Source organism: Halarcobacter sp., assembly GCF_963675975.1.
GTDB lineage: Bacteria > Campylobacterota > Campylobacteria > Campylobacterales > Arcobacteraceae > Halarcobacter.
Genome location: NZ_OY780939.1, coordinates 951,588 through 969,670 on the forward strand (window position 1 = coordinate 951,588; position 18,083 = coordinate 969,670).

Annotated in this window: 22 protein-coding genes; 8 read left to right on the forward strand and 14 right to left on the reverse strand. The window is 29.9% G+C overall.

Annotated features, from left to right (window positions below; all coding sequences use genetic code 11):
- Positions 1-4 precede the first annotated feature (4 nt).
- The 4 genes from ACKU3H_RS04730 (at position 5) to ACKU3H_RS04745 (ending at position 2,198) form a co-directional block, all read left to right on the forward strand.
- Positions 5-1,168 carry a P-loop NTPase gene (locus ACKU3H_RS04730; RefSeq protein WP_320035829.1) on the forward strand — a complete coding sequence of 388 codons (1,164 nt, stop codon included), beginning with the start codon at positions 5-7 and terminating at the stop codon, positions 1,166-1,168.
- 188 nt (positions 1,169-1,356) lie between these two features.
- Positions 1,357-1,497: a hypothetical protein gene (locus tag ACKU3H_RS04735; RefSeq protein WP_320035830.1), complete on the forward strand. Its 141-nt coding sequence runs from the start codon at positions 1,357-1,359 to the stop codon at positions 1,495-1,497.
- Complete coding sequence (locus ACKU3H_RS04740; protein WP_320035831.1) at positions 1,497-1,964, forward strand: transcriptional repressor; 468 nt, start codon at positions 1,497-1,499, stop codon at positions 1,962-1,964. The genes ACKU3H_RS04735 and ACKU3H_RS04740 overlap by 1 nt, the downstream gene beginning before the upstream one ends.
- Positions 1,965-2,072: 108 nt before the next feature.
- Positions 2,073-2,198, forward strand: coding sequence for a hypothetical protein (locus ACKU3H_RS04745; protein ID WP_320035832.1), 126 nt, complete (start codon positions 2,073-2,075; stop codon positions 2,196-2,198).
- A 268-nt stretch (positions 2,199-2,466) separates the two neighbouring features.
- Here the strand turns inward: ACKU3H_RS04745 and hisIE are convergent, their stop codons facing one another.
- From hisIE to ACKU3H_RS04765, 4 genes are read right to left on the reverse strand one after another with little or no spacing between them, the layout of a single operon-like run.
- Positions 2,467-3,150 carry a bifunctional phosphoribosyl-AMP cyclohydrolase/phosphoribosyl-ATP diphosphatase HisIE gene (hisIE, locus tag ACKU3H_RS04750; RefSeq protein WP_320035833.1) on the reverse strand — a complete coding sequence of 228 codons (684 nt, stop codon included), beginning with the start codon at positions 3,148-3,150 and terminating at the stop codon, positions 2,467-2,469.
- Between the two features lie 8 nt (positions 3,151-3,158).
- On the reverse strand, positions 3,159-3,449 hold the full coding sequence (locus ACKU3H_RS04755) for a hypothetical protein (RefSeq protein WP_320035834.1): 291 nt from the start codon (positions 3,447-3,449) through the stop codon (positions 3,159-3,161).
- 30 nt (positions 3,450-3,479) lie between these two features.
- On the reverse strand, positions 3,480-4,568 hold the full coding sequence (locus tag ACKU3H_RS04760) for an SPFH domain-containing protein (protein ID WP_320035835.1): 1,089 nt from the start codon (positions 4,566-4,568) through the stop codon (positions 3,480-3,482).
- A 12-nt stretch (positions 4,569-4,580) separates the two neighbouring features.
- Positions 4,581-5,501, reverse strand: coding sequence for a branched-chain amino acid transaminase (locus tag ACKU3H_RS04765; RefSeq protein WP_320035836.1), 921 nt, complete (start codon positions 5,499-5,501; stop codon positions 4,581-4,583).
- Between the two features lie 142 nt (positions 5,502-5,643).
- Here ACKU3H_RS04765 and ACKU3H_RS04770 point away from each other — a divergent pair, with 142 nt between their 5' ends.
- The 4 genes from ACKU3H_RS04770 to ACKU3H_RS04785 all read left to right on the forward strand — a co-directional run bounded on the left by ACKU3H_RS04770 (position 5,644) and on the right by ACKU3H_RS04785 (position 11,263).
- Positions 5,644-6,246 (forward strand): methyltransferase domain-containing protein, encoded by a 603-nt coding sequence (locus tag ACKU3H_RS04770; RefSeq protein ID WP_320035837.1) that lies wholly within the window; start codon positions 5,644-5,646, stop codon positions 6,244-6,246.
- A gap of 99 nt (positions 6,247-6,345) precedes the next feature.
- Positions 6,346-9,816, forward strand: coding sequence for a methionine synthase (gene metH / locus ACKU3H_RS04775; protein ID WP_320035838.1), 3,471 nt, complete (start codon positions 6,346-6,348; stop codon positions 9,814-9,816).
- Positions 9,817-9,903: 87 nt separating this feature from the next.
- Complete coding sequence (locus ACKU3H_RS04780) at positions 9,904-10,404, forward strand: hypothetical protein (RefSeq protein WP_320035839.1); 501 nt, start codon at positions 9,904-9,906, stop codon at positions 10,402-10,404.
- 43 nt (positions 10,405-10,447) lie between these two features.
- Positions 10,448-11,263, forward strand: a complete 816-nt coding sequence (locus tag ACKU3H_RS04785; RefSeq protein WP_320035840.1) for a bacteriohemerythrin — start codon at positions 10,448-10,450, stop codon at positions 11,261-11,263.
- Here the strand turns inward: ACKU3H_RS04785 and ACKU3H_RS04790 are convergent.
- The 10 genes from ACKU3H_RS04790 to ACKU3H_RS04835 form a co-directional block, all read right to left on the reverse strand.
- Positions 11,244-12,071 carry a hypothetical protein gene (locus ACKU3H_RS04790; protein ID WP_320035841.1) on the reverse strand — a complete coding sequence of 276 codons (828 nt, stop codon included), beginning with the start codon at positions 12,069-12,071 and terminating at the stop codon, positions 11,244-11,246. The genes ACKU3H_RS04785 and ACKU3H_RS04790 overlap by 20 nt on opposite strands.
- Positions 12,061-12,795: an MnmC family methyltransferase gene (locus tag ACKU3H_RS04795; RefSeq protein ID WP_320035842.1), complete on the reverse strand. Its 735-nt coding sequence runs from the start codon at positions 12,793-12,795 to the stop codon at positions 12,061-12,063. Before ACKU3H_RS04795 ends, ACKU3H_RS04790 begins: the two co-directional genes overlap by 11 nt.
- On the reverse strand, positions 12,795-13,238 hold the full coding sequence (locus tag ACKU3H_RS04800; RefSeq protein ID WP_320035843.1) for a hypothetical protein: 444 nt from the start codon (positions 13,236-13,238) through the stop codon (positions 12,795-12,797). The genes ACKU3H_RS04795 and ACKU3H_RS04800 overlap by 1 nt, the downstream gene beginning before the upstream one ends.
- On the reverse strand, positions 13,239-13,754 hold the full coding sequence (luxS, locus tag ACKU3H_RS04805) for an S-ribosylhomocysteine lyase (protein WP_320035844.1): 516 nt from the start codon (positions 13,752-13,754) through the stop codon (positions 13,239-13,241).
- 113 nt (positions 13,755-13,867) lie between these two features.
- Positions 13,868-14,224 carry a hypothetical protein gene (locus ACKU3H_RS04810; RefSeq protein ID WP_320035845.1) on the reverse strand — a complete coding sequence of 119 codons (357 nt, stop codon included), beginning with the start codon at positions 14,222-14,224 and terminating at the stop codon, positions 13,868-13,870.
- A gap of 31 nt (positions 14,225-14,255) precedes the next feature.
- The gene (locus ACKU3H_RS04815; RefSeq protein WP_320035846.1) at positions 14,256-14,654 is read right to left on the reverse strand and encodes a hypothetical protein; all 399 of its coding nucleotides are present in this window, start codon (positions 14,652-14,654) and stop codon (positions 14,256-14,258) included.
- Positions 14,655-14,836: 182 nt separating this feature from the next.
- The gene (locus ACKU3H_RS04820) at positions 14,837-15,793 is read right to left on the reverse strand and encodes a thiamine pyrophosphate-dependent enzyme (protein ID WP_320035847.1); all 957 of its coding nucleotides are present in this window, start codon (positions 15,791-15,793) and stop codon (positions 14,837-14,839) included.
- Positions 15,794-15,802: 9 nt separating this feature from the next.
- Positions 15,803-17,029: a 2-oxoacid:ferredoxin oxidoreductase subunit alpha gene (locus ACKU3H_RS04825; RefSeq protein WP_320035848.1), complete on the reverse strand. Its 1,227-nt coding sequence runs from the start codon at positions 17,027-17,029 to the stop codon at positions 15,803-15,805.
- On the reverse strand, positions 17,029-17,442 hold the full coding sequence (locus ACKU3H_RS04830) for a 4Fe-4S dicluster-binding protein (protein ID WP_320035849.1): 414 nt from the start codon (positions 17,440-17,442) through the stop codon (positions 17,029-17,031). The genes ACKU3H_RS04825 and ACKU3H_RS04830 overlap by 1 nt, the downstream gene beginning before the upstream one ends.
- Before the next feature lie 8 nt (positions 17,443-17,450).
- Entirely contained in the window at positions 17,451-18,014 is a 564-nt protein-coding gene (locus tag ACKU3H_RS04835) for a pyruvate flavodoxin oxidoreductase subunit gamma (protein WP_320035850.1), read from the reverse strand.
- Positions 18,015-18,083 lie beyond the last annotated feature (69 nt).

Sequence of the window (18,083 nt, forward strand, 5' to 3'; positions counted from 1 at the left end):
ATATATGGCAACTGTAGCTGATATAAATGATAAATTAACGAAAGTTTTATATCCAGGGTTCCAAAAATCAATTATGGACTTTGGATTTGTAAAAGATGTACAAGTTGGAGACAATGGTTGTATCATTGTTTTAGATATTACATCTAGTGCACCAGAAGTAGAAGAGCAATTAAAAAAAGATATTACAGCTGTATTAGCTGATACTGTATCAAATGTAGAGATTAAAATCACAAAACCAGAAGCACCAAAACAACAAAGTAATAGTACAAGTGGACAAAATATTGCACCACAAATTAAAAACTTTGTAATGGTAAGTTCTGGAAAAGGTGGTGTTGGAAAATCTACTACAACTGTAAACTTAGCAGTAGCTGCTGCTATGCAAGGTAAAAAAGTTGGTATTTTAGATGCAGATATTTATGGACCAAATATTCCTAGAATGATGGGGATAGCTGGAAAAGAAGTAGAGATTGTAGGAAATAAAGCTAAACCATTTAATGCTTATGGTGTTGATGTTATGTCAATGGGTTCATTAATGGATGAAGGTCATGCGCTAATTTGGAGAGGTGCAATGATTATGAAAGCTGTACAACAACTTCTAAGAGATATCCTTTGGGAAGAGTTAGATATCTTATTTATTGATATGCCTCCTGGAACTGGTGATGCTCAATTAACAATTGCTCAAAGTGTTCCTGTAACATGTGGTGTAAATGTAACTACTCCTCAACATGTAGCTTTAGATGACTCAAGAAGATCTTTAGATATGTTCAAAAAACTTCATATTCCAATTGCAGGTATTGTTGAAAATATGAGTGGATTTATTTGTCCAGAGTGTAATACAGAATCTGATATTTTTGGAATGGGAACTTGTGAACCTTTAGCTGAACAATATAATACTCAAGTTTTAGGTAATCTTCCAATTGAACCTGCAATTAGAGAAGGTGGTGATTCTGGTAAACCTATAGTTTACTGTAATCCAGAATCTGAATCTGCAAAAAGATATATGAGTACAACAGCAAAACTGTTAGAATATATTGATGATGTAAGTTCAAGTGCTTCTAATGCAGAGATTCAACCAACAACACCTCCTGGTGTATCAGCTTGTTCTACTGCTGGTGCATCTTCACAACAATCTTCTCACTCAGGTGGAAGTTGTGGTTGTGGCAACTAAATAAAAAGAGAGTTTCTCTCTTTTTATTATATAAAAACCTTATTTCCCCATCTTTTTCAGTTTATAAATTAAATCAATTTTAGTCAGAATCTCATTTTATATTTAATAAGTATGATAATAATTATCATTAAATATTAATTAAGTTTAAGGTGAGTATAATTTTGATATTCATTATTAAGGAATAGATTATGCTTTTAAAACATGAAAAAAATAGTTTCGAATCATCTATGTTTTATAAAACAAATATGAAGATAAATAGAAATCTTCCAAAAGTTTATCTTGCTACATTGGTTATAGCTGTTATTATCGGTTATATTGGAACTAATTAATGATGCCATTAGAAAATATAGAGACTAAAGAATTTGATATATTTATTAAAAATTTTAAAGAGCATATTAGTAAATTAGGGTATAAAAATACAATACAAAAAGACTATATACTAAAAGTAATGTATTATAGTAATGATCACTTAAGTGCCGAAGAGATAGCACAAAAAATTCAAAAAGAATTTAACCTTGATATTGGAATAGCTACAGTTTATAGAAGCCTAAACTTTTTTGAAGAAATGGATTTAATAAAATCTCTTGATGTGGGAGATGGAGTTAGAAGATTTGAATTTAAAACAGAACATGAACATCATGACCATATGGTTTGTATAAAATGTGGAAAAATTATCGAATTTTCTGATGATCTAATTGAATTAAATCAAATAAAAATTGCAGAAAAAAATGGCTTTGTTTTAAAAGACCATATAATGACTATATATGGCATCTGTCAACAATGCGACAATAAATAAATCAAAATCAAAAATATGGAATAGTTATTGCAAATGATATTTATTATCAGTTTTAATTAATACTTCTTGTAGTATAATTTTAATAATTAATATCAAAAAAGGAATACTATGCCACTTTTAATACCAATTGCTATGGCAATATCAACAGCATTAACTGTGAAAACATTAAATGGTACAATAAAAAAAATAGAAAAGAAAAAAGCTAGAAGAGAAAGAAGAAATAAAATTTTATAATATAACAAGTAGTTATAAGTAAAATATAAAATAAAGTTATCATTTTATTTTAATTTTTAAAAATTTATCCTATAATAAATTTGTCTAGGGATGAGTTTGTTTTATTGTATATGCATGAAATATAAGGAGGAGGTTATGTATTTAACTGAAATTTTTATATTTATATTCTTTGGATTAATTCTTTTTATGGGATTAAGCTATATAGTAAAACGCTATATTAGGGAAAAAGACAAACTTGAAGAGAAAGTATAGCTTTTGCTATACTTCTCTATTTTTCAGTTCGCGAATTTTTTTCTTCAATTCCTGACATTCCAAATCTTCTTGCTAATTCTTGTTTAACTCTATCTGGACTTATATTTTTAGAAGCTAGGGCAACTAAAACATGATAAGTTATATCTGCTGCTTCATAGATAGCTTCTTCATTATCATTATCTTTTATTGCAAAAGTAAATTCACCTGCTTCCTCAACAATTTTTTTAAGCATAGAGTTTTCTTTTCCGTTTAATAGTTTTGATGTGTACGATTTTTTAGGATCATCATTTTTTCTATCTTGGATTACATGGTATAAAGTATCTATAACTCCATATGCACTAGTTGTATCAACTTCAACTTTTGATATTTCCTCTTTTGTTTCTAGGTTTGTAAAGAAACAAGATTTTCTACCAGTGTGACAAGCTACACCATTTTGTTTTACTTTTAATAAAATTGTATCGTTGTCACAATCAATTAGGACATCTTTTACCTCTTGTGTATGGTTTGAACTTTCACCCTTTTTCCAAATTCTTTGTTTACTTCTACTAAAATAGTGAGCAAATTTTGTATCAAGAGTTAATTGTAAAGCTTCTTTATCCATATATGCAAGCATTAAAACTTCATTTGTCTCAAAGTCTTGTGTTATTACAGGAATTAAGCCTTCCATTTTTTCCCAATCAATAAGTTCTATATTTTCCATTTTGTACCTTAAAATTTTGTTCCTAAATTTATATTTACACCATCTACTTTTTTATGTTCTTTATCTATTTTAACATTTCCATCGATCTCTATATCATCGCTTTTATGCTCTTTTTTTTCAGAATCTACAGGAATAGGTGCTTTTTTTAATTTATCTTTATCTTCGTAATCTTTTTTTGTTTTATTTGGTAGATTTTTTGGATTTATAACTTGGATATTTAAGTTTTTATCTTCTAAATCTATTTTATCAGATGAGAAAACACAAATAAATGAAAGTGATACAATTAAGATTTTAAACATACTGAGACCTCTCAATAAGAGTAAAAACTCTTATTGATTTATTGCTGTGTCTCTAGTTTTGTTTTTTGTATCAACCCAAATATTTGGAGTAGATCCACCAGGAGTTAAGAATATCTTAGCATCTTTATTTTCTCTAAGTGCTTCGTTAAACTTACCTTGAACTTGAATTTGTTGCATTTGAAGTAATTTTGGAGTTAAAGAGTTTGCAATCTCTTGGTTAGCTTTTGCTTGCGCTTTAGCTTCAATAGTTACAGCATCTGCTCTACCTTGTGCTTCAATTCTGTTTTTGTCAGCTTCCCCTTTTGCAAGTGCAGCTTTTTTCTCTGCTTCTTGTTTAGCTCTTTCAACTTCATATCTTACTCTTTGAGCTTCTTGGTTTGCTATTTGAACTCTTTCAATTTGATCTTTGATTTTTGGAGGTAAAACTATCTCTCTTAGTTGAACTGATTCAACTGATACTGGTTTACCTTCTAAAGATTCAATTTGTGTTCTAATACCATTTTCAATCATAGTTGCAATTTCATTTCTTCTTGTTGGTAACTCTTCAGCATTAAACCCACCAACAACATTTCTAACAATATTTCTAACAACTGGGTTTACAATTTTGTCTTCCCATGCTGGACCCCAAGTCGCAATAGTAAGTGGAGCACCACTAGCTGTAAGTCTATATTGAACAGTAAGTTCGATAGAAACTGGTAAACCTCTTGCATCAAGAATGTTAATTGCTGGATTACTTCTAATACTTTGATCAAAACCTGTACTTGTTTCTACAGATGCATAATTCATAAGTCTAACTTTTGTATCTACAACTGTAACTTTTTGGTATCCAGGAACAATAAAGTGGAAACCTGGTCTTAATGGTTGCTCTTCATATTTTCCTAAAGTTTGTTTAATCCCTACATTACCTGACTCAATAGTCATAAAAGGTTTAGTAAGGAAAAGTATTGCAATTACAATAATAACTGCATAAATAATTCCCGCTTTTTTCCCAAAGTTTTTAAAAAATTCAGGTGGCTCAAATGGTGGTTGGTAGTTTCCTCCACCGCCATTGTTAGAGTTGTTTCCTCCACCTTTATTCTGCTGTTGTCTATTTTTAAAATAGTCGTTATCAATTGGCATAAATATTCCCTTTTAGTTTATATAAGTTAAGTACTTTTCGTACTTTTCGTTCTTCCCTTGAACTACATCGAAATATGCTTTTTGAAGAGCTTCTGTTATTGGTCCTCTTTGTCCCTCACCAATAACTCTACAATCAACTTCTCTAATAGGTGTTACTTCTACAGCAGTACCTGTAAAGAAAGCTTCATCAGCAACATAAATCTCTTCTCTTGTGATTCTTCTTCTAATTACCTCATAACCTAAATCTTCAGCTATATCAATTACAGTTGCTTGAGTAATTGATTCTAAAGAGTTGTCATTAGGTGGAGTGATTATTTTACCATCTCTTACAATAAAGAAACAAGCACCAGATGCCTCAGCAATATAACCTTGGTCATCTCTTAATAAAGCTTCGTCATAACCAGCTTCAACAGCTTCAAATTTTGCCATTTGAGAGTTTAAGTAGTTTGCAACTGCTTTTGCTTTTCCCATACCTGAAGTATTTGGAGTTCTTGTCATAGATGATATTTTTACTCTAACACCTTTTTTCATTCCCTCTTCACCTAAGTATGCTCCCCATTCCCATGCAGAAATAGAAACTTGTGCAGGTGCATCTTTATGGTAAAGTCCCATAACACCATAACCTAAATAAACAAGAGGTCTAATATAAGCACCTTCAAATAATTCATTTTTTTGTAGTAGTTCAATTTGTGCTTCATTTAATTCATCAACACTAAATGGCACATCAATTAGTGTCATTTTTGCTGAATTAATAAGTCTTTTTGTATGTTCATTTAGTTTAAAAATCGCACATCTACCATCATGTGTTTTATATGCTTTTGTTCCTTCAATCGCACCATTACCGTAATGTAAAGTGTGACTTAATACGTGAACTTTTGCGTCTTTCCAATCAACAAATTTTCCATCCATCCAGATGTATTTTGCTTCAGTCATATTAAATATCCTGTCTAAAATTTTTAGATAATATGTTATCTAAAGAAATATTAAAATAAAGTTTGATAATTATTATAACTATATATGCAAAAAAAATCTAATCTTTTTTTGTTAGAATTCGAAAAAAATATAAGAGAGTATTATGAGTCAGCAACATTTTTGGAATGAAAAGTTTTCTAGAGAAGGGTATTTATATGGTAAAAGACCAAATGAATTTATTGAATCTTGTAGTGATTATTTTGATAGGAAAAAAGGTTTTTTATGTTTAGGTGAGGGTGAAGGAAGAAATGCAATACATTTTGCAAAAAAAGGCTTTGATATTACAGCTTTAGATGCTTCTGATATTGGACTGAAAAAACTTGAAGAGTTTGCAAAATATGAGAATGTACATGTAAAAACCAAATGTATTGATTTAAACGAATGGAACCCAAGTAAAAAATATGGTTCTATTGTAGCTTCATACTTACATATGCATAAAGATGAAAGAAAACCTTTATTTGAAAAAATTGAAAATAGTTTAGAAAAAGATGGAGTATTTGTTGGAGAGTTTTTTTCAACTGAACAATTAAATTACAACAGTGGTGGACCTAAAAGTATTGACTTATTATATACAGTAGATGATTTTTTAGATACATTCTCTTCTTGTAAAAAAATAAAAGTTGAAAAGGTTTTGACTAATCTAGATGAAGGAAAAGGTCATATTGGTGAGGCTAGTGTTATTAGAGTGATTTTACAAAAAAACTAGCTTATTTACTTTACAAGTATTTAAACCATTTTTTTATATACTATTTACTTAATTTAAAGATAAACTTTACTTATTTTATAGGAATTAATAAACAAAATAATGATTGAAAAAATAAAAAAATTAATAGATGAAAAAGTTTTAATAATTGATGGTGCAATGGGTACACAACTTCAACTTGCACAGATCAAACAAGAAGAGTGGCAATATGAAGGAAATGATTTAGAAGGTTGTAATGAACTTCTAAACTTGACTGCACCTCATATTTTAGAAACAATACATGATAACTATGCTAAAGCGGGAGCAGATTTAATTACAACTAATACTTTTGGTTCTATGCCTTGGGTATTAGATGAATATCAAATTCCTGAAACCTCTTACGAACTTTCAAAGCTAGGTGCGGAACTTGTAAAAAAATCTTGTGATAAATACAGTACACCAGAAAAACCAAGATTTGTATTAGGTTCTATTGGACCTGGAACAAAATTACCAAGTTTGGGACATATTTCATATGATGAGATGTTTGAAGGTTATAAAATCATGGCTAAAGGTTTAGTTGATGGTGGAACAGATATTTTTCTACTTGAAACTTGTCAAGATCCTTTACAAATAAAAGCAGCACTTCATGCCTTAAATGATGTGGCACCTCAAATTCCTATTATGGTTTCTGTAACTATTGAACTTAGTGGAACTATGCTTATAGGAACAGATGCTATGACTATTGCAGCTATTTTAAGCCCATTTAATATTTTATCTTTAGGGTTTAACTGTGGAACTGGTCCAAAACAAGTACATAAACATGTAAAAGCTTTAAGTGAAGTTTGCAGATTTCCTATATCTGTGCATTCAAATGCGGGATTACCACAAAATAAAGGTGGGGTAACTTATTATCCGATGCAACCAAAAGAGTTTACAGAACTTAGTAAAGAGTTTTTAAACTTTAATGGGGTTTCATTTTTAGGTGGTTGTTGTGGAACTACACCAGAACATATTGCTGCATTAAGTAAAGATGTAGAAGGGATAAAACCTAAAAAACCAAGTGGATTTTTAAAAGCCTCTTTGGCTTCACTTTTTAATGTAGTTCCATTAAAACAAGACCCAGCTCCACTTCTAATTGGTGAAAGATCTAATGCAACTGGAAGTAAAGCCTTTAGAGAACTTCTTAAAGCAAACGATTATGAAGGTACTTTATCTGTAGGTCAACAACAAGTAAGAGCAGGGGCCCATGTAATTGATGTTTCTGTTGGTTTCGCTGGACGTGATGAGAGAGAAGATATGGATAAAGTTGTGTCTTTATATTCTCAAAAAGTTGCACTTCCACTTATGCCAGATTCAACTCAAGTTCCTGCACTTGAAGCAGCTTTAAAACAAATTGGTGGAAGACCTATTATTAACTCAGTTAACCTAGAAGATGGGGAAGATAAATTTGATGAGGTTTGTAAGTTAGCCAAAAAATTTGGAGCAGCTTTAGTTTGTCTAGTAATTGATGAAATAGGTATGGCAAAGACTTGTGAGCGAAAGCTTGAAGTTGCAGAAAGAATTTATGATTTATGTGTAAATAGACATGGATTTAACCCTGAAGATTTAGTATTTGATATGCTTACATTTACTATTGGTTCTGGAGATGAAGAGTATAGAACAGCAGGGATTGAAACACTTGAAGCTATTAGAGAGTTTCAAATAAGACACCCTGAAGTTGGTACCACTTTAGGTTTATCAAATATCTCTTTTGGACTTTCAATAAATGCAAGGGTTTATCTAAACTCAATCTATCTTGATCATTGTGTCAAAGCTGGTTTAACAAGTGCAATTGTAAATGTAAAACATATTTTACCACTAAATAAAATCAGTGATGAAGATAGAAAAGCTTGTGATGATTTAATCTTTAACAATCAAGAAAATGGTGACCCACTTTTTGCTTTTATAGACCATTTCTCAAATGTTGAAAAACAAGAAGATAAAAGTGATGAAGAGTATGAAAAACTTGAGCCTATTGAAAAAGTAAAACAACTTCTTTTAGATGGTGATAAAGAGAGAATGCTTCCATTGGTTGAAGAGTTAAGACATACTGTTAAACCAGAAATTATAGTAAATGAATGGCTTATTGATGGTATGAAAGTTATTGGAGAACTATTTGGAAATGGGCAAATGCAGTTACCTTTTGTTCTTCAAAGTGCTGAAACTATGAAAGCTACAGTTGATGCTTTAAATCCATATTTACCAAAAGAGGATAAAGCAAGTGAAACAGTTCTTGTACTAGGAACTGTAAAAGGTGATGTTCATGATGTTGGTAAAAACCTTGTTGATATAATATTAAGTAACAATGGATTTAAAGTTATAAATATCGGAATAAAAGCTGATTTAAATGAGTTTATAATTGCAGTCAAAGAGCATAAAGCGCATGCTATTGGTATGAGTGGATTACTTGTAAAATCAACAGCAGTTATGAAAGAAAACCTTGAAGAGCTACAAAAACAAGGTATTGATATTCCTGTATTACTTGGTGGAGCAGCACTTACTAAAGGTTTTGTAAACGATTATTGCAGACCACTATATGACGGCCCAATTTTTTATTGTAGAGATGCCTTTGATGGAGTTGTTTCTATGCAAAGAATAGAAGAGGGTGAATTAGAAAATACTGCACTTGCTGCTGATTTGTATGATGAAGAAGAGCTTGTAAAAAAAGAGGAAGAGGAAGTTATAGTAAATGAAGAAGATGTAGAGCTTCCTGAACCCTCAACATTTACTTTTCCTCCACTTTGGGGTAGAGTTGCTCAAAACCCAAGTATGATTGATAAAGATTTATCTTTTAAATGGATAAACCACAGGGTTTTATTTAGACAAAGATGGGGATATAAAAGAGGTAAACAAGACTCAAAAGAGTTCTTAAAGCATGAACAAGAAGTTGTTGAGCCTTTATATGAAAAGTTAAAAGAGGAATTAATAGAAAAAGATCTTTTTGACCCAATTGCTATTTATGCATATTTCCCTTGTATCTCAAAAGAGAACAAACTATATGTATTTAGTGAAGAGTATGCTTTCCATTCAGAAGAGGAAGCTAAAAATATTCCACCTTTAGAAAAAGCTATTAAAGTATTTGAGTTTCCTAGACAAAAAAGAAAACCACATAGATGTATAGCTGATTTTTTTGCAAATGACAGACTTGATGTTGTTGCATTTTCACTTGCAAGTGCAGGGCTTAAACTAACTCCTTATGAAGCAGAACTTTATAAAGAAAGTAAGTTCTCAGAGTATTATCAAGTTCATGGTTTAGGTGTAGAACTTGCTGAAGCTTTAGCTGAGGTTATTCACAAGCAAGTAAGACTTGACTTGGATATAGTGCCAAAAGAGGGACACACTTTATATGATGTACAGATGAAACAATATGTAGGGTGTAGATATTCTCCTGGATATGCAGCTTGTCCAGAACTGGAATTGAGCAAAGATATATTTGATTTATTAAATCCACAAGAGTTTGGAATAGAACTTTCTGAGACTTTTCAAATACATCCGGAGCAATCAACTTGTGCCATAATTGTACCTCACCACAAAGCAAACTATTATAATATATAGAAAATGTCTTTTATGACATTTTCTAATTTCAATTAATTTTACTAATAATTTTGATAAAATATTCTTTATTAAAAAATAGGAATTAGCATGACAAAAGAAAAAAGTTTTAAAGAAAAGATTTTAGACTATATTTATATTTTATCAAAACAACCAATTCTTTTAAGAGATTTATTAGAAGCAAATAGACAATATAACGAAAAGATGCATGTAGATCCATCAAAATTAGGTTTTAGACTTAAATTAGGTAGAGCATATTTAGTATATATTCTTATTGTTTTAGCAATACTAATTCCAATATCTGCAATACTTCATAAACCTTTAGCAAATATTGATCCACATATTTCTATTTTAGGAGCTATGGTTATAACAGCAGTTATTTTTATGGGTTTTAATTTTTTTAGAGCTAAAATGAGAGATGAGATTACCTATAAACAAATAAAAAAATCATGGGCTTTAAGATTTCCATATTTTCCTTATGATGAATATAATAAAAAAATTGAAGATATTTATCTAAAAGCTATAAAAGATGAAGTGGCAAAAAGAGATTTAGAAAAATATATCTTAGATAAACTAGTAAACGAAGATTAATATAAGTTAAAAATTTGTCCTCAATTAAAATTTAGGAGAATCAATGGAAGGTAAATTAATAAATCCACAATTTACAACTTGGGACAAAGCTTATTGTATTGGTCATGAAAAAATTGATTCTGAACACAAAAAACTCTTTGATATAGCAAATGAGATTAATGATTGCAAAGAGGATGAAGAAAAAGTTATAGAGATTGTTAAAGAGTTAATAAAATATACAAAATTTCATTTTAAAAATGAAGAAAACTTTATGAAATCAATTGGATTCCCAAAACTTGCTGAACATAAAAAACTACATGCAAAACTAGTAAAAAAGTTAGGCGATATTGTAAAAAATATTACATATCAACCTATATATCTAACTATAATTCAACTTAGTGATTTAGTAAATAAAAATATTTTACAACATATTTTAATTGAGGACAAAAAAGTTCATTATGCTTTAAAAACAAGAGATGAACTAAAAGAAAGATTTATATGGAAAATGGAATATCAGTTAAGAAATGAGCTTTTAGATAAAGAGCATGAAAAACTATTTGATATTGCAATTGAATCTTTAAATTATCATAATACAGATATAAGAACCCATGTAAAAATTACAATAAAAGAATTGTATGAATATATGAAAACTCATTTTAAACATGAAGAAGAGTTTATGGAAGAGATTGGATACCCAGAATTAGAAGCACATAAGAAACTCCATGAAGATATTATCGAACATATGAATAAATTTTTAAAAAGTTTACCTAAACTAGATATTACAGAGTTTGAAAAGAGATTAATTGAATATATGGATATATGGCTTATAAATCATATACTTTATGATGATAGAAAGATAATTAATTTTCTAAAATATTAATATTCTTTAAATTTATTCCTAAATGTATTTTTGAAAATTTAATTATTGTTTTTACAAAAGCTTTTGCACATTTTTTTCTATTTTTTTTAGAATCTCTACAGTTTTTATAGGGAAATTCAACTTGAATTCCATTTATAACTCCCTCATCCAAAGAACCATATTTAAAAGTATTAAAAGCTCCTTCAAAATAGTTATCATCTTTTGCATAAGGGATTTTTTTTGAAGGAACAGATTTATATCCTTTTTTTGACATTAGAGTGCCTAAAGAGTTTTTCCCTTTTATTTGCTTTATAAAAGATTTAGATGAAAAGTTTGAAAGGGTTTTTATACTTGAGCTATTTTTATATTTTTTTAGTCTTTTCTTTTTTAGTTTTAATATGTCATTATTAAGTAGATATCCAAACTCAATAAAACCATGGGAATGTGATTGTCCATGTATATCAAAATATAATCCTTTTTGAAACTCTCTTTTTACTTTAGCCCTTGCAGTTTTAATTAGTGAATGAAACTGATTATAAGGAATACTAGCTTTCTCATCAAAATATGCTTCTGATGATTTACGATTTATATCTACTTTTTCTCTGGAGATTGTAGCTATTATACAATAAGGAGTTTTTTGTATCTGTTTTTCAAACTCTTTTATTATCTCTTCTGTTAATTCAAAAGTATAATCATCTTTTTCAAATACACCCTTTTTTCTTGTTTTTATATCTTTAGGTTTTTCATCTCCTCCGTGGGGTGCACTTATTATAATAGGAAGGTTACCATCATAATATTTTATATGGTTTTCTATAAAGTTATTTGTCATAAATAGCTTTAGCCTCTTTATTTCTTTGTTTTTTTAGTTCCATATCTATATATTTAGCATCAATAGATTTTTTTTCTTTTAAAGCAAAAGTTTGTTTTCTATTTCCACTAGGATTAATCTCATAGATTGTAAATCCAGCTTCATATAAAGAGAGTCTGACATTTGTTGCAATTGAGTAAGTGGTTACTATACAATCATTATTTGAACACTTATAAATATCTTTAAAATACTCTACACTCCACAACTCTTTGTTTACCTCTGAACTAAAAGCATCTTGATAAACTATATCTATATCTTTGATTGTTTTGATATACTCTCTTGCATCCCCTATATAAAGTTCAATTTTTAAATTTCCATCTTCATATTTTTTATTTTCTGCTAACTCTAGTATTATTTGTTTTAGATTTTCAAACTCTTTTGGATACTCAAACTCTTTAAGTGATTCTATAAGTTCTAAATCAAACTCAGGAGAATAGATTTCTAGTTTTTTTTCTAAATTGTTCTTTTGTACATAATAGATTGTTGATAAAGTGTTGTATCCAAGACCAAAACAGATATCTACTATTTTTAAGTTTTTTTTCTCTTTATGATAAGTAAAAGCAGGAACTATATGTTTTACTAAAGACTCTTTTATTGCTCCTGTTTTTATATCATGGAAATATTGTTTATATTTTGATGAATATAAAGTATTAGATCCATCAGGTGTTTTTATAAATTCAGTCACTATAAACCACTACCCCACATATGAAGTTTTTTTGCAGTGATAAGTTCATAATTATCAAAAAGCTCTATACTATTGATTGCTACAAAAGAGGTTTTATCTAATAGTTCTCGAATCTCATCTAAGTTATTATTTGTTTTATTTTCCAGTATTATTATATTTGCTGAGTTTTCAAGAGCTCTATAACATTTTTGTAAAAGCAGCTCTTTTTTTTCATACTTATTTATAATATCACCTAGAACTATATATTCAAACTCTCTCATATAATGGTTTAGTTTTAAGTATTTTTCTTCTATAAAATCGATTTTATTAAGTTTACCTTCGTTTGTTTTTACAACCTCTTCTAAAGTAGACTCAATAAAATCTGTATTATTGTTTATAAAAAAAACAGATAAGTTTGTAAAAGGTTGAAATAAACCTTTAAATAGTTCTAGCTTTTTTTTCAATTAGTTTCCTAAACTGTTTAGTTTCTCTTCTGGTAAATATAGTTTTTCATTTGACATAGTTCCTATATCTTTACTTAATATCTCTTTTGCAATCTCTTTTGCTTCATCTAATGAGTGCATTTTATATGTACCACACTGGTAAACATTTAGTTCTGGAATATCTTCTTGAGATTTTACATTAAGTACATCTTCCATTGCTGCTTTCCAAGCTTTTGCAACCTCTTCCTCTTTTGGAGTACCTAATAAACTCATATAAAAACCTGTTCTACAACCCATTGGAGATACATCAATAATCTCAACTTTGTCTGAATTTAAATGTTCTCTAATAAAACCTGCAAAAAGGTGCTCTAAGGTATGAATACCTTTTTCACCCATCATTGCTTCATTTGGAACACAGAATCTTAAATCAAAAACTGTAATTACATCCCCTGAAGGTGATTTCATTGTTTTTGCAACTCTTACAGCAGGTGCAGGCATAATTGTATGATCAACTCTAAAACTATCTAATAATGGCATTTTTAAATCCTTGAATTATTTTTTGTGATTTTATCAAAATTCCTATTTTAAAGTCTTAAATTTCATATGTAATCATTTTTAAAGAGTTTTGTTTATTAAAAAGAATAATTGTTTTAAAGTAAATTTAGATTTTCTCTAACCATTTTTTTAAAAGCTTTCATATGAACTTTTAACATAGAAGGTATAACCTCTACTCTGCAGGCATGAACAATATTGGCATATTCAGGTTTTGAATAGATAGTATTTCTATCCCGTGCAAGAAGAACAAGTTTGTTTACATCATCATCCAGAGTTATATCATCTCTATCTGAAATTGCATCATAAACATAAAAAAACATTTTTCTATCTTCTGCTGACATTTGACAAGAATCATCTAACATTTTTAATGCTAATTTTGTTGCATACTCAATCTGTATTGGTTCAAAGTTATGAGTTTTTGCCCAATCATAAGCTTTTTGATATATATCCATTTGCATATCCTTTTTAAGATGAATGCAAATACTATTCCGAAGAAGTCTCTTTTTTTAGTTTTTCAAAAGTAGTTTCAATATATTTTGTAGAGGACTTTTTTTGTAAATAAGCAAAAGCTGCAACAAGTATCACACCAATACCGTAAGTTAAAAGAATACCAAGAACTATTAAAATTACTAATATCCAAGCATTTTGAAGTTCCCCTTCAAAATCTATTGCAAAAGATTCTTTAGATTCTCTTACTGTAGCTTTTAAATCATAACTAAGAAATGTTTTTTCAGCTTTAAATTTTTTAAATATATAAAGATTATTATTTGATTCAAACTCTTCACTAATAGGCTCAAATGTATTGATTAGATTATTAATAATTTCATCTTTTTTTTCTATATTATGAGATTTCTGCTGAGTTGAAATATCAAATATACCCATAGGTTTCCTTAAAAATTTTTTTGAAGTATAGCAAAATTGTATTTTAGATGTAAACTAACGATGATTAATAAATATACAAAAAAGCAAGTTTTTTTTATAAACAGGTGAGTATTATTTATAAGTTTTAACTTCAAAATACAAGAAGTGAATATTCATCATTTCTTGTATTTGAATATGTATAATTAAACTCTAGCTTCTTCTCTTCTTTGAAGATATTCCCAGTTTTTGTCAACTCTTCTTTGCCACTCTTCAATGATATGCTCATTTTCAGGTTTAAACAAGTGTTTAAATCTTGGTTGGAAAGCTAAATAATCCCTAACTGGAACTATATTTTTTGGTCTGTAAGTGATATTTAATTCTGTTCCATCAACTATTTCATAAAGTGGAAATACAAGTGAATCAACAGCTAAATCAGAAGCTTCAATTGTTTCATGTGGTTGGAATTTCCACTCAGTTGTACAAGCAGACATTGCATTTATAAATACTGGTCCTTTTGTATCAAAACCTTTTTGGATTTTTTTAACCATATCTTTCCATTTATTTGGAGCAACTTGTGCCACATAAGGTGAGCCATGTGCTGCCATAATTTGAAGCATATCTTTTTTAACTTGCTTTTCACCATATGAAGTTGAACCAGCAGGTGCAGTAGTAGTTGATGCTCCAATAGGAGTAGAAGATGATCTTTGACCACCTGTATTTGCATAAACTTCATTGTCTAAACAAACATACATCATATCATGACCTCTTTCAAAACATCCAGATATCCATTGAAAACCAATATCATATGTAGCACCATCTCCACCAAAAGCAACAAATTTTGGCTCAGGAGTATCAGCACTAATTCTTCCTTTGTTTCTTAAAGCTTTGTTCATAGCTTCAGCTCCTGCAATTGCAGTAGAAGCATTTTCAAATCCAATATGAATCCAAGAACAATCCCAAGATGTATGTGGATATATTGCTGTACATACTTCTAAACAACCAGTTGCAGCAGATACTACAAGATTATCATTTGTAGCATTTAAAACCTCTCTTACTATAATAGAGTGGGCACAACCTGGACATAAAACGTGAGAACCCTCAAATCTTTCAGCAGCAGTTGAAAATGTTTTTAAGTTTTTAATTACTTTTTGATTACTCATATCTCTTCCTTACAGCTCATAAAAGCTTAGTTCTGGTCCTCTAACTCCGTGAAGTCTTTGGATCTTTCCAGTTAATTTACCATTTTTTGCATCACTGTCTAAATTAGTAAAAATTTCTTTTAACTCATTTACAGTAATATCTCTACCCCCAAGTCCATAAATTAGGTTTCTAAGTACTGGTCTAGCAGGAGTGTTAAATAGGGCACCAGCAACTTCATTATATAAAGCTCCAACAGTTCCACCAGGAGCTGATCTATCCATACATGCAAGTGCTTTTACATTTTGTAGTTTTTGTGCTAATTGAACTAATGGAAAAGGTCTAAATAATCTAGGTGCAATAACTCCAGCTTTAATCCCTTGTTCTCTTAATTCATCAGCTGCAATTGTTGCTGTTTCATAAGTTGTACCTAAACAAACAATAGCCACATCAGCATCATCCATTTTATGTGTTTCAACTATATTGTATTCTCTTCCAGTTAACTCTTTAAACTCTTTAAATACCTCTTCAACTACAGGTAATGAACCTTGAAGGGCTGCATGCTGTTTTGCTTTATGTTCAAAATGCCAATCATGTTCTGTTTGAACACCATGTGTAACAGGTTTTGAAAAATCTAACATTGCATTAACTTGTACATAATCACCAACAAAGTTATATGCATCTTTATCAGAAAGTGGTCTAACTGTTTGGGCTGTGTGTGAAGTCAAAAATCCATCTTGATTAGAAATAACAGGAAGTCTAACATCTTTGTGTTCACCAATTTTAAACGACATAAGTGTTAAATCATATGCATCTTGCGCATTAAATGAATCAAGTTGGATCCAACCAGAATCCCTAGTAAGATACATATCTGAGTGGTCACCATTTACATTTAGGGGAGCAGCAAGTGCTCTATTTACTAAACATAATACAGCTGGTAATCTCATCCCTGCACATTGATATAATACTTCAACCATAAGTGCACAACCTTGTGAAGATGTTGCAGTTGCCACTCTTCCTCCAGCTGCAGCAGCACCAACACATGCAGACATTGCAGCGTGTTCTGATTCAACCATTACAAATTCACCATCAACATAACCATTTGCATGCATTGTCGCATAGTTTTCAACTGTATTAGTAGAAGGGGTAATAGGATAAGCAGCAACTACATCAACACCAGCTTGTCTAAAAGCTTGTGCATTACATGTATTTCCATCCCATACTTCTACAGTATTTAATTCCATCTCTTTTCTATTCATTACTCTTCACCCTTTTTTTTCTTTTCAGGCCACTTTGTAAGTGCTTCTTCATTTTTTTCTGTTTCATTAAACATTAATAATGATTTTGGATTTGTTGGACACACTTCTACACAGATACCACAACCTTTGCAGTGGTCATAATCAACACCAACCATCTCTTTGTTTCTTGAGATAATTGCCGTATCTGGACAGAATAACCAACAGTTTTGACAGTCAATACATAATTCACTATTCCATACTGGCTTAAAAACTCTCCAATCTCCAACATAAGCATTTTTTGAATTTGTTTCAGCATAAATTCTATCTTCAGGCTGAGTTTCACTCATTTGATAATCTACATTAGCATCAAATGCATATAAAGCAGCACCAGGTACTAATTCATCCCATCCCATCTCTTTTATTGATTTGCTCATTGTATCTCCTAATGTACTTCGTTATATGCTCTTTGAATAGCAATCATATTTGCATCGATTACTTTTTGAGGCAGTTTTTTTAGTACTTTTTTCATTGCATTTTGAAAATACTCAAGTTCAAACATTCCACTTATTTTCATAAAAGCACCAAGCATTGGAGTATTTGGAATTGGTCTTCCAATTGTTTCTTGAGATATTTTTAAACAATCTAAAGTATATGTTCTTTCTTCTCTTCCTTTAAGTGCAGGTACTAACTCAATCAGCTCTTGTTTTGTTAAGTGTGTAGTTATAATATATTGCGTTTTTTCAGTCTCGTGTGCAGTAAAATCATCTGTAAAGGCTAACGCAGGATCTAGTATAAATACATAATCAGGGTGCATAAACTTTTCATGGTTTATAATTTGTTTATTATCAATTCTATTATATGCAGTCATTGATGCACCTCTTTTTGCAGAACCATAGAATGCAAAAGCTTGTACCTCTTTACCTGTTTCAGCCACAACAGAACCAAGTCCTTTTGCACCTGTAACAGCACCTTGACCAGCACGGCTGTGCCATCTAATTTCTAGCATGTTTGCTCCTAAAATTTATCTAAATTAGTAGAGACATCTAATTTGTCCGATTGAAGTTTAGGAAAAGAA